This window comes from Microcoleus sp. LAD1_D3 (assembly GCF_036702135.1).
Taxonomy (GTDB): domain Bacteria; phylum Cyanobacteriota; class Cyanobacteriia; order Cyanobacteriales; family Microcoleaceae; genus Microcoleus.
Genome location: NZ_JAUBSB010000063.1, coordinates 20,729 through 32,758, shown reverse-complemented (window position 1 = coordinate 32,758; position 12,030 = coordinate 20,729). Strand labels below are relative to the sequence as shown.

The following is a 12,030-nucleotide window of genomic DNA, read 5'->3' as shown; positions in this document are numbered from 1 at the left end:
TGGTCATTCTTTAACGTTATATGCTTGCTATGCAAGCATTATAACGTATTTTCACCGTATTTTTTGTTTAAGTCCCGTTAATCGAGATGTTGGAATGCTGACAAAGTTTTGGTTAGTTTGCTTCCCTAGATCGATCTCAGTTTTCCACTGTGCGTTTTTACCGATTACTAGCGTCCCAATCCGTTTTGCCCTCAAAAGGTCAACAACTAGGCGACTGGCATGATGCAAGTAATTATCAACTTTTTGGTTGCGACAGCGAGTTAAGTGTCGAATGCGAGATGAGGTTTGGCGATTCCCTTTCAACTGGGATTGCAACTTGGCTTTGCTTGTTGTAGAACTGATTGATAGATTTCAACGGTCGCCCGTTAACCAACAAAGGGACAAATCCCGGTTGATTTGAAGTTAGCGCCGCTAAATTATCCAGTCCTAAATCAATGCTAGCTACAAAGTTATTGTTGCTGACGGTAGACTCCGGTTTATCGTAAATTATAGCCTTTCTCAAAAAGATGAGGTACAATAACAGCAGTGTGTAAACCAGTTAAAAATATTTGACGATGTAACTTGTCCGAACGCAAACTAAGAGTGCTTTTCCTAATTCTTGATAATTAGTAGTCTCGATAGAACGGAGAATGATTTTAAGTTTTGACCACAGATTTTCAATTGGTGAAAAATCTGGTGAATAAGGAGATAAGTATATTAATTTTGCCCCGGTTTTTTCGATAGCTTTTTTCACTTCTTCTCCCAAGTGAATGGGACAATTATCCATCACTACACAAGCCCCTTTCCATAGTTTTGGCACAAGTTTCCTGATAATAAAAGCTTCAAATGTAATTGCATCAGTTCCGCCTATTAAATTAACCGATGTCAAAATTTCATTGACTGACATTGCTCCAAGTATTGAGACATTTTTGCCACGTTTAGTTGGTTTTGGCCCCTGAGCCCTTTCACCTTTTAAAGATCTGGCATATAACCTAACCATTGCCAAGTTAACTCCCGATTCGTCAATGAATATTAAGTCTTTTAAACTAATCTCTTTAATTTTTTCCCAGAACTCACATCCCAGGAGTTGAACTCGGTCGGTGCCTTTGCCTGAAGGGAAGAGAGTTTTTTTTGACAGTAATACCTAAAAGTTTTATCATTCTTCCTATTGTTGCTCTACTAACGGAGAATCCAATTTTCTCATAAAGTAAATAACGAAGTTCTTCAAGAGTTGCATCATTGTTTACTTCAATCAATTGGGCCAAGATGAGTAGTTGCTCCGCATTCAGTTTGCCTTTGACTCCACATCGGTCAGTTCTCGGAGTAAGGTTTTTTGTTTCACGATATTGTTTAAGCAATTTTTGTACAAAGCTCAAGGCTACAGAAAAACGCTTAGCTAGTGCTTTTTGTGAAATGGGTTCAGCATGATAAGTATCAAGGATTTTTTGCCTAAAATCAATCGAGTAAGCTTTCATTTTTAACAATGTATGAAGTTTGGTACAAGTAAACGTGTTGTGAGTCAAGCAGATCGTGCTGTCAAAAAAATGCTATTATGTGTGCTATCGCTTTCGCGTGGCTTTACTCAACCATGTAACTATAGTTCATTTGATCTGATATTCTCTGTCTGACCCTCATGAGTGAGTGTCATTAACATGATACCTCATCTTTCTGAGAAAGGCTAGACCTCAATTACATAGCAATCGCATTTGGGAACTAATCTGACTTGGCAAATTCGATCGGGATCGACTTTAGTTTTAATTGAAAGTTCAGTACCGGAAAGTTTAAGGATTCCCTTTTTAACTGCTTGCTGCTAATCGCTTGAATTGTGTAGACTAGAATGTTTCGCCCTTTAGTCTTATCCTTGTATTTCGGCAATTTCGGGCGACCAGTGAATTTAGAGGAATCTGTTTTGTAAGCTTTAACTGCTTCAAAGAATGATTTCCAATTCTTGTCCAACACCATTAATATTTGTTGGCTAAGCTTGGCTGGCAAAGCTTTGTATGCTTCACAAGACTTCATTAAACGGTTCATTTCGATAGCCCCATCCATAAATAAAATGCTGACGAATGACGTAGTTGGCCGCGTTGTAAAGATTCTTGGATTTAAAAGCTAATTCATCAATTTCATCGAAACGATGTTCCGTAGATTTAATGATATGTCGCTCTGTTAGCTCCATTTAAGGCTTCCATTTTTTAGATTGCGTGTATTCCACTCGATCGTTATGATAATAGCATAATACTATTGCTTATAAGTGCTTACAAACTCAACGAAGTTTTACAATACCAATTACCCAGTATTGACCATATAATCCTATCCAAAAACTACTAGAACGACGTATTGAGCGGCCGTATTCAACTAACCTGCCCACATATTTCGGCACTCCCATCGTCTTGATTTTTTGACCTTGAATCACAGCACAACTGTAAGCAATGGCTATCAATAATATCAAACTGCTTAAACGCCAGGGCTGTTTCCTTCTAGTTGAGTAGTGGATATCGTAGTAAAGTATCGTACTGCTTTGTGAAACTTACCTAAACTTGCCTAAAGCCATCTTTAGACACAATCCGTGTTCACTTCCTACGCTATTGGGTAGACGGCTAATCCCAAGATAAGTAGGCTATCCCCCTCAAGCCGAGGGTTCCCAATTTAAAATATTTAGACTTGCGTTCCAGTAACGATATAAAGATATGCCACAAGCAGGACAATCATAAGTCCGAACGCTTAGTGGCATATCTTTTTTGGTACCACAATTAGAGTTAGAGTCGATGGGGAAATCACTCTCCCCACCGCTCATTCAGAACCGGACTTGAGACTTTCACCTCATCCGGCTCCTCTTTGACTCAGCTTTTTACACAAGCACCATAACTTCCATCGCTGGCAGTTTTTGTATCGTGGCAATGACGATGTAGAAGTTGGAAATTGTCATATTGGTCTTTGCCTCCTTGAGATTTGGGTTTGATATGGTCAATTTCCATAACATCGTTCTGTTTGAAATAGTGTCCGCAGTACGCACATTTTCCCTTTTGCTTTTGAAGTAGCCTTGCCATTCTCATTGGAATTTCAGGATGTTTTCCTAGTCTGGTGGCCCAGTAAGTAAAGTCTCCGTCATAAACACTTCTATTACCTTAAACCTTGATAAACCTTGTGATTTTAGTTTCGCCATGTTTGGTTAACTTTAATCCTTCAGTTGCACAGAATCTCCAATTATCCGTGCCTACTCTTTTTCAAGATCTTGAGAATATTTCACGCTTGTTGCTTTTTGGGCAACGGCGGATTGCCCATCTTTTTAACTTCTGCCAGACTAGACAATCCATTGTGTTGAATATTTCTTGACTGACAAAATGGGAGTAGTAATTTGACCAACCTCTGACAATTGGATTGAGTTCAAGTATTAATTCGGACTGTTTTCCGTTAACGGGACGATCTATCACTTTTCCCAGTTTTTTTTGATGGGCAGCTCTCTTTTCTTTGCTTGGGGTGATGAGGGTTTTAAATCCTAGTGGATTGCCCTTTGAATCTCTGGCACTTTTATATTTGCCAGTGGAATATTGTCGAATTTTAAAGCCAAGAAAGTTAAAACCAATTTGGTCTTCTACTGCTTCGAGTGTGTGACAGATTCTGGTTTTGCTTGGTTTTAATTCTAATCCCATTTGGGCTAACCATTCTGGTTTTAAATCGTAGACTCTACTACCATACAGCGTAGTCCAGGTTTATGAAGTATAGTCATTTCAAATAGGGATGAGACTATTTAAAAATGAGGTAAAATGAATAAAAATAGTGAAGGTGCTAGGAAAATGTCTTACAGTATTGATTTGAGAAAAAGAGTAGTGGATTATGTAGAAAATGGCGGTCGTATCGCTCAAGCTGCCGGACTTTTTCAGGTGGGAAGGGCAACGATATATCGGTGGCTGGGTCGGACAGACCTGCTTAGCCACAAAGGTAAAAAGACGTAAGAGAAAACTAGATTGGAAAGCATTAGAAAAGGATGTAAAAGAGAATCCAGATGCCAGATTAATCGACAGAGCCAAGAAGTTTGGATTAAGACCAAGTGCCATATGTTATGCTCTTAAAGAAATGAAGATTACTCGAAAAAAAAAAGAACTTCGTTACCAGGAGAGAAACCGAGAATCAAGAATGAAATACTACAGATATCTCCGAGACTTGATTAAAGTATCGGGAAGTCAAAGTCTGGTTTTTATTGATGAGTCAGGATTTGAAGAGTTTCAAGATTGTGCTTATGGCTGGTCCAAAAAAGGCAAAAAAATCTGGGGTGAAAAGTCAGGAAAACGGGGAAAAAGAGAAAATCTAGTAGCCGGAAGAAGGAAAGGAAAAAAGGACTTAATTGCCCCAATGGTTTTTACGGGCAGCCTCAATGCAGAAGGTTTTGAAGGGTGGTTATCTTTATATTTATTACCCTCTCTGACCCAGCCATCTATATTAATCATGGATAATGCACCCATTCATCGAAAAACAGCCATTGGAGAACTGCTAGAGGAAACGGATCATCAAGTTCTTTTTCTCCCAAAATATTCTCCAGACCTGAACGATATTGAACACGATTTTAGTGCCTTAAAGCGAGCCAGAATGTATGCTCCTCCTGGCACATCTTTAGATGAACTCATCTGTGCCTACTGCGCTCAATAGTGTCTCTTTTTTATTTGAAATGACTATACAGTAGCAGCAGCTTGTAAACCAGTTTTTGGGTGTTGCTTAATCAGGGTATGAAAAAAATAACTTTAAAATCCAAAAGCTTTGTGGATACTGGTTTTTATGACGGGCATATTTAACGTTTCATACCGTAAATCAGCAACGCCAGTTTTTGAAGTGCTTAGTGTTCACCAAACCAAGCGCAGTAGAAAGTAAAACATCAACCATCTTAGTAGTGGTTGGCGAGAACTTACGTAAAAAAGCTTTCAGTTGTGACCACCATAGTTCTATCGGATTAAAGTCCGGAGAATATGGTGATAAATTGAGGATACTGGCGCCAGCCGATTGAATCAAGGGTTCAATCACCGCCAGCTTGTGGGCAGGGAGATTATCAATTAACTTCGACTGCACCTTTCCATAAATTGGGCACTAAAAAGTGTTCCACAAAAACTTTAAACGCCTTACTATCTATCGACCCATCTAGCGTCATTATTCCTACTACTTTTTTTAAACTTATTGCTCCGACAACTGTAATTTTTGCACCTGATAAAATGGTTTTAAATCGTAGACTCTACTACCATATTTTGAAGGAGCGTGGGTTCGTGTTAACCCCAATAAAGCGCCCATTTTATTCAAAAAAACGAGGTTGTTAGGATCGATATTTTTCACTTTTTCCCAATATTCACACCTCAAAATTTGCACACTCTCAGTGGCAGACTGACTACTGCGTATGGTCTTTTTTTTCGCGTCAAAATTTGTTTTTGTAGTTCACGACACATCATGCTAGGGCTGATAGCTTCCTTGTAGCTCATAAGCCAATATTCACAATATTCTAACAACGTGCTATCCGGATATTTTTCTACCATCTGGGTCAATTCAGTTGTGCGCGAGTGTAACACACTTTTCAGGCTTCCACCCTGTTGTTTGGGTTGAACATGACCAGTCGCTTGTTTTTGTTTTAATATTTTTTGAACAAACCCTTTACTCACATCAAATCAGGTGGCTACTTTCCTAATTAATGTATCACCTTGCTCATAGATTTTAACTATTTTCTCACGCAACTCGCTCAAATAAGGTTTCATTTTTTTCGTTTATGTACTAAATACAGTGTATTATATATACATGGAATCTGCTGTATCTAATATATTGTTACAAGTCAGGTAAAAGTTTGAACGAGTAAATGCGCTATCTGCCGATTGATGTTGGTCTGGTGAAAACGCCGACTAGCTATCTCGTATGCAGATTGGGCGATCGCGATCGTAGACTCAGGTTGGTTATGACACGTATTAATAACTTCTGCGAGTTGGTGTGGCTTGCCGGGAGGAACCAAAAAGCCATTGATCCCAGGCTCTATTAATTCAATAGCACCTCCAGATTGAGCAGCAACTATAGGTCTACCACACAGCATCGCCTCGACAATAACTCTGCCAAAAGGTTCGGGTGCGGTTGAGGTATGTGCAACTAAATCACAAATTGCCATCAACTGCGGAATATCTGAACGAAATCCTAAAAACTTAACTCGATCTTCAAGTCCTAATTCAGCCACTTGTTTATGTAATTGTTGGACATAATCCTGCTCGCCAAAGAGCGCATCACCCACTAAAATAGCTGTTACATTTTTTGGACAGTAGGTAAGTGCTTCAATTAAAATATGTTGACCTTTCCAAGGTGACAATCGACTGAAATGACCTACTATAAATTGCCCATCAAGTTCTAGTTTTGTCTTAAGTTGGCTAATTTTAGAGTGATCGCTCTGATAGACTTCAGGCTCAAAACCATTGTAGACAACATCGATTATGTCCGATTGTCCTCCTGCTTCTAAGAAAGCAGCCTGACTTGCTTTGGAGTTAGCAATAACCAATGATGCAAAGCGATTAGCCAAAGTTACAGCTACTTTTAAGTTAGTTGGGCTGAAATGGTCTGTAGATAAAATGTCATGCAAATGATAGACTAGAGGGCGACGACTCAAAAAGCTAGCTAATGCACCAACAACTAGAGCTTTTTGCGTGTTGGCGTAGATCAAATCGTATTGACGAGCTTTTTGAACAACTTTAGCAATCAAAGGCAGTAGCGCGGTAACACTACTTAAACTCTGTATCAAGCTGCTTTCTTTACGAACTTTTATCGCGGTTCTCGCTAACACCTCAACGGGAATTTGCTGTTGTTCTAGTAATTGCCTAAAAGAACCATCTACAAATAAGCCAACTAGACAGCTATCTCGATAGGGTTTGGCAATATCTATTAGGCAAAGTTCGGCACCACCAGGTTTTCCGCTCTGGTCTAAAAATAGTATTTTCATGTTGTTTATTGATAATAAATTGCGTACTCATTGATCCTTTTTCGGCTGAATTAACAGCACTTGTCTAACTTTTTGCGCGATTTTCTGCCAATCAAAATTCTTAGCAGCGTATTCCTGACACGCTTCTCTAGAAGGCATCGGTACTTTTTTAAGTAACAGTTGCTCTAATCGCTCAGCAATCGCTGTTGCTTCTATAGACGTAGTAATCAAATTTGGTGAAAACGGCTCTAAAATTTCTGGCATTCCACCCACAGGAGTACATAGCGCTGGAGTACCACAGGCTAGGGACTCTAGCACAGCTAATCCAAACCCTTCTAAAGATTGGCTTGGCATCACACTTAGGTCGGCAGCTTGGTAAGCTATAGGCAGTTGGTCATCTGGCAAAAAGCCGAGAAATTTAACATTGTCATTGAGTCCCAAATCTGTTGCTTGCTGCTCAAGAACCGCTTGTAGTGGCCCTTTTCCAGCGATCGCCAACCAGATATCAGGAATTTGAGGTTTAATCATCGCGATCGCCATCAACAGCTTATCGAGTCCAACTCGATGCACTAAGCGACGCGCTGTAAATAGAATCGGGCGATTTTGGGGCCAGTCCATCTGCGATCGGGCGACCGGGCGCGATCGATTGAGTTGAAATCGCGACACATCGACACCGCCGGGAATTACGTGAATTTTGTTCCAAGAAACTTGATATTCTTGATGTAAAATATCACCAAATGCTTTGCTCAGGACAATAAAGCGATCGCACCGATGATAAACTCTGTCTTCTACCCAATGCTTCAAAAAAACGCTCAGTTTACCAGAACCCTCCTGCTTACTTTCCAAAGCCCAAGGCCCGTGAAAGGAAAAGGTAACAGGAACCCCCGGAGGTAAAACTTGCAAAAGAGGAAAACTATATAGTGCAAAATGCAGATTAATGGCATCGGGTTTTGCAGATTTTAGTTGCAAAAAATTGGAGCGAATCAGCCAAAGCCGTTCCCAGAGTCGATGTTCTGGTTCAGCTAAATTAGTGAGTTTTACGCTAGAATTTGACTGAGTTTCTGGTAGACCAACTCCACACAATTCAACTCGATCTTGACTGGCTGCTAGTTGATGCGTGAGCTCATATACATATCGATCCAGACCTCCCGGTGTTTTCGGAAACCATCCGATTCCGACGCAAAGAATGTTTGGTGCAGTAGCAGCAGGGTTAGTTGTATAGTTTTCCACTTGATTGTTGGCAATATACATTAAAGTTACAATAACTGAGACATCCTGATTATAGCTGTATATTACTCAGTCAGATCATGAAAAATCGATTTCTGTTGTTAGTAAACAAATTATGGCAAAAACAGCGGTTATTCATCCAAAAATTGAAGAACTCTCTGAATTATTTTAAGCCGATCGAGAACGATCGCCAACATCGCAGGATGAGTTTCCGATCCCAGGCGATCGCAGGAGTCATAATCTCTACTTTAACCGCAATGTCTGTAACTGCACTGTCTGTAACTTCAAACCTTTTACCCAACATCTCCTACAAAACATCTTGGATCGGTAACACCTTTGGCGGTGGCAGTAAGTGGGTACAAAATCAAATCAGTGCCATGTACGTGGCAAGCGATGGCACAGTTTACACCAATAGCGTGTGGGATGAAGCGGGCCGAGAGGCAGGAATTTATAAAGATGGAGATGCGATCGGCTTTGCTAGTAATCTTCATGGATGGGGAAGAACAGGAGGAGAAGCCGTTACCGCAAATAGTAAATACCTTTATATCGCCATGACACAGGGGGCAATAGACATGATGCTCCCTCAAGATTATCCCCCCTCTCAAACAGACTGGTATTGTGTGAGACGCTACAACTTATCGGGAGATCCTGCTCCCTTTGCAGGTGGGCATGGCTACGATAAAAGTATATTAATTGTTAGCACCTCCAGTCAAGTAACTGGATTAGCTAACGCTGGCAGCGAACTGTATGTCAGTGATAGTGCCGCCAACCGCATCCGCGTCTATGATAGCGAAACCTTGGCCGAGCTACGCAGTTGGCCAGTCGATCGCCCCAAACAAATAGCTGTAGATACTCAAAGTAACCTATGGATTCTGCAAGCGAAAGACGCTAGTAATCCTCCCAAGATTCTGCACTATTCCAAGGCAGGAACCTTATTATCCCAGAAAATTACCGATGTTGTAGACCCTACAGCCCTAGCGATCGATCCTCAAGGTAGGCTATTAGTCACAGAAAATGGCCCTCGTCAACAAGTGCTGATTTACGAGATCTCAGCAACCCCTAAATTAATAGGGACTTTTGGCACTCAAGGCGGCATCTATTCTGGAACTCGCGGAGAAGTTGGAGAACTTAAACTCAACGGTTTAACAGGAGTGGGTACTGATAAAGCCGGGAATATCTACGTTAGCAATGATGGTTTTGGCGGTTCAGGAACCGACTTGAGAAAATTCTCGCCTCTGGGAAAAATGCAGTGGCAATTATTGGGTTTGCAATTCGTAGATAATGCCGATGCCGATCCAGGTACTGACGGACTGGATGTGTTCACCAAACACGAACATTTCGTCATGGACTATAGCAAAGAAAACGGTCAGGAATGGAGCTATAAAGCATATACCCTGGATAAGTTTCGCTACCCAGACGATCCGCGACTGCACAACGAAACCCATTCGGCGGCCTCAGTTTTTGTCCGTCGAATAGAGGGAAAACGTTTCTTATATCTTACGGGGATGTTTGCCCACCAGATTAGCATCTACCGCTTTGATGGAGAAATTGCCGTTCCCAGCGCCATCTTTGCGAGGGATCATTCTACCTGGCCAACCAATCAACCAGCTACGGGAAGCTGGTTGTGGCATGACAAAAACGGAGATGGCTCAATTCAAAGGAATGAATATGAAAGTTTAGGTGCAGAAGATGATGGGATTTGGGGTTGGGAAGTTGATAGTAATGGGGATGTTTGGCAAGCATCTGAGTCTGGGGCGATCAGGCATTATCCTTTTCAAGGATTAGATACCTATGGCACTCCCATCTACAATGCTGCCACTCCCGAAAAAATACCGATGCCAGCACCTTTTAAGAGCTTAGCAAGGATTAAATATTATCCCGATACAGATGTAATGTATCTCGGAGGCTATACAGTCGATCGCCCGCATATAGGTGAGGAATGGGGAATAGTCGGCACAGAGATTGTGCGCTACGACAACTGGACAAGAAATAAAACACTCCGCTGGCGCATAACTCTTCCATACGATCCGAAAGCCAACCCCATGCTAATTATTAAGGCAATGGATGTGGCAGGCGATCGAGTATTTGCCGTTGATTCTAGAAAGGCTGAAGTATATGTGTACGATACCGGCACAGGAGCTTTTGTCACAAAGTTAACCCCCGGTACAGAGGTGGCCGGTGAGACTGGCTGGGTAGATATCCCCTACGCACTGCGCGCTTATCGGAGAGCAAATGGTGAATATGTAGTGTTTGTAGAGGAAGATGCGAAAGCTAAGGTGATTGTGTATCGACTTGGAGAAAAGCGTCAAGGCTAGACTCAGTAAATTACCGAGTCATATCAAATCCGGTGGGATAGAAATTAATATTATCCACAGTCAGGACACGGCAGCGCCGTTTCGCTACAATTAATCAGGCAATGGTTACATCTTTAGCGAAGGCGATTGATTATTTTGAGGTAGGGAAACGGCATTGCCGTGTCCTCCGTGGGCTCAAGTTTCAAACTTTATTTTGTTTCCATACCGGAACACTCGCAATACAACTTTTCCGTCTTCTCAACCATCAATTCTTGATCGAATGCCACGGAGGCAAACTCTAAACAGTGTTTGTTCATTTGCAAGCGAAAACCCTTGTTTGCAAGCTTTTGGATAGCTTTTGATAAAGCCTCTGGATCGTCAAAGGGAACGATATAACCTGTTTTTCCATCCTCAATCTGATCCCGAGATCCTCCGCCTTCTGTCCGGATGGTAACTGTTCCGCAACTCATCGCTTCCGCCACTACCAGAGGACAGCCTTCTGAGCGACTCGGTAGCACAAAAATGTCTGAGGCCCAATACACTTCCCGCAGCTCGTCCACATACCCCAAAAAGATAAAGGAACGCGAATCATCATCACTAACAAAGGCATATTCTTTAATCTCCTGCTCCTGATGGCCGGAACCTACAAATAAACACTTCACAGACATTTCAGGAACAGCATTTCTCGCTTGTCTAACGGCATCAATCAAAAGATCGTGACCCTTATTCCAATTGAGTCTGCCTACCAGAGAACATACCAGGTCTTTTTCTTCTAATCCAAACTTTTTGCGTACATTTTCTCGCTCTTCTGGACTGGGAGGACGAAAATATTTCGTATCGATGCCATTTATAATTTTGCGGACTTTAGTTTTGTGAAAACTCAAATCTTTCAGCAAAAATCTTTCAATATCTGAAGAGATTGCAATAAATACTTTTGGGGAAAATAGCTTCAAGAATATGAAGTATTTTGTGGTTTGCGGTCGCAATACGGCATCTTTAAGTAGGGTAGGATCTTCACCGTGTACTGATGGATGAAATGTAGCAACACAATCTATGCCAGTGCTGATTTTAAGGATGCGGCCCAGAAGTAACATCGCGTATCCGTGTGCGTGAAATAGGGAAATATCGTATTTTTTTACGAGTTCCAAGATCCGAGTAATCTTACCCAAACTGGGAAAAAGAGGTTTCAGATCCTCAAAAATTATCCACTCTTCTGATAAGTCTTTGAGTGCTTGAAAGCGGCTGACAAAACCTGCATTATAATTCACTGGTCCCGTAATCAGAACGACCTTCCACCCAAGCGCTTTTAAACCGCGAATCATAGTCTCGCAATGGGAGGCAACCCCATCATTACAATCGACACGCTTTAAGAGAAAACCTACTGTTTTTTGTTTTTCCATTTTCTGTTTTTGACCTCATAAACTGTTACTTGGGACACATTTTTTTTGATCGATCGCTGGTGGTGTTTCCCAAATTTTTACCATCATTACTGATAAATTTTACCACAATTAAGAATCAAAGGCAAGGTTTTTTATAATAAATTTGTGCGTCCGTTATTTTTTTACAATTTACATTGTTTTTGCGATAAAACTTAGTGCCAGACTG

The 12,030-nt window shown here is 41.2% G+C and carries 8 protein-coding genes and 4 pseudogenes; 2 read left to right on the top strand and 10 right to left on the bottom strand.

The window, feature by feature from the left end; genetic code table 11:
* Positions 1-78: 78 nt before the first annotated feature.
* The 6 genes and pseudogenes from QUA74_RS24930 to QUA74_RS24900 form a co-directional block, all read right to left on the bottom strand.
* Positions 79-490, bottom strand: a pseudogene (locus tag QUA74_RS24930) (transposase); the annotation flags it as partial.
* A gap of 8 nt (positions 491-498) precedes the next feature.
* A pseudogene (locus QUA74_RS24925) lies at positions 499-1,454 on the bottom strand (IS630 family transposase).
* A 206-nt stretch (positions 1,455-1,660) separates the two neighbouring features.
* Positions 1,661-2,155: pseudogene (locus tag QUA74_RS24920) on the bottom strand (RNA-guided endonuclease TnpB family protein); the annotation flags it as partial.
* A gap of 450 nt (positions 2,156-2,605) precedes the next feature.
* Positions 2,606-2,773, bottom strand: a complete 168-nt coding sequence (locus tag QUA74_RS24910; protein ID WP_333334460.1) for a zinc ribbon domain-containing protein — start codon at positions 2,771-2,773, stop codon at positions 2,606-2,608.
* A gap of 46 nt (positions 2,774-2,819) precedes the next feature.
* Positions 2,820-3,026: an HNH endonuclease signature motif containing protein gene (locus QUA74_RS24905; RefSeq protein WP_333334458.1), complete on the bottom strand. Its 207-nt coding sequence runs from the start codon at positions 3,024-3,026 to the stop codon at positions 2,820-2,822.
* Between the two features lie 177 nt (positions 3,027-3,203).
* Entirely contained in the window at positions 3,204-3,629 is a 426-nt protein-coding gene (locus QUA74_RS24900; RefSeq protein ID WP_333334456.1) for a group II intron maturase-specific domain-containing protein, read from the bottom strand.
* Positions 3,630-3,773: 144 nt separating this feature from the next.
* Between QUA74_RS24900 and QUA74_RS24895 the strand changes: the two are divergent.
* Positions 3,774-4,623 (top strand): annotated as a pseudogene (locus tag QUA74_RS24895) (IS630 family transposase).
* A gap of 159 nt (positions 4,624-4,782) precedes the next feature.
* On the opposite strand, the gene QUA74_RS24890 reads toward QUA74_RS24895, so the two are convergent.
* The 3 genes from QUA74_RS24890 to QUA74_RS24880 form a co-directional block, all read right to left on the bottom strand.
* A complete protein-coding gene (locus QUA74_RS24890; protein ID WP_333334454.1) occupies positions 4,783-5,037 on the bottom strand; it encodes a transposase in 255 nt (84 codons plus the stop codon).
* Positions 5,038-5,782: 745 nt separating this feature from the next.
* On the bottom strand, positions 5,783-6,925 hold the full coding sequence (locus tag QUA74_RS24885) for a glycosyltransferase (protein ID WP_333334452.1): 1,143 nt from the start codon (positions 6,923-6,925) through the stop codon (positions 5,783-5,785).
* Between the two features lie 27 nt (positions 6,926-6,952).
* Complete coding sequence (locus tag QUA74_RS24880; RefSeq protein WP_333334450.1) at positions 6,953-8,155, bottom strand: glycosyltransferase family 4 protein; 1,203 nt, start codon at positions 8,153-8,155, stop codon at positions 6,953-6,955.
* A gap of 56 nt (positions 8,156-8,211) precedes the next feature.
* On the opposite strand from QUA74_RS24880, the gene QUA74_RS24875 reads away from it, so the two are divergent.
* Positions 8,212-10,446 (top strand): hypothetical protein, encoded by a 2,235-nt coding sequence (locus tag QUA74_RS24875; protein ID WP_333334448.1) that lies wholly within the window; start codon positions 8,212-8,214, stop codon positions 10,444-10,446.
* Between the two features lie 188 nt (positions 10,447-10,634).
* Here the strand turns inward: QUA74_RS24875 and QUA74_RS24870 are convergent, their stop codons facing one another.
* Positions 10,635-11,825 carry a glycosyltransferase family 4 protein gene (locus QUA74_RS24870; protein WP_333334446.1) on the bottom strand — a complete coding sequence of 397 codons (1,191 nt, stop codon included), beginning with the start codon at positions 11,823-11,825 and terminating at the stop codon, positions 10,635-10,637.
* Positions 11,826-12,030: the final 205 nt, after the last annotated feature.

Coding starts and splice junctions, on each gene's coding strand:
- QUA74_RS24910 (WP_333334460.1), bottom strand. CDS start 2,773: ATGAGCGGTGGGGAGAGTGATTTCCCCATCGACTCTAACTCTAATTGT.
- QUA74_RS24905 (WP_333334458.1), bottom strand. CDS start 3,026: ATGGCAAGGCTACTTCAAAAGCAAAAGGGAAAATGTGCGTACTGCGGA.
- QUA74_RS24880 (WP_333334450.1), bottom strand. CDS start 8,155: ATGTATATTGCCAACAATCAAGTGGAAAACTATACAACTAACCCTGCT.
- QUA74_RS24885 (WP_333334452.1), bottom strand. CDS start 6,925: ATGAAAATACTATTTTTAGACCAGAGCGGAAAACCTGGTGGTGCCGAA.
- QUA74_RS24870 (WP_333334446.1), bottom strand. CDS start 11,825: ATGGAAAAACAAAAAACAGTAGGTTTTCTCTTAAAGCGTGTCGATTGT.
- QUA74_RS24875 (WP_333334448.1), top strand. CDS start 8,212: ATGAAAAATCGATTTCTGTTGTTAGTAAACAAATTATGGCAAAAACAG.
- QUA74_RS24900 (WP_333334456.1), bottom strand. CDS start 3,629: ATGGGATTAGAATTAAAACCAAGCAAAACCAGAATCTGTCACACACTC.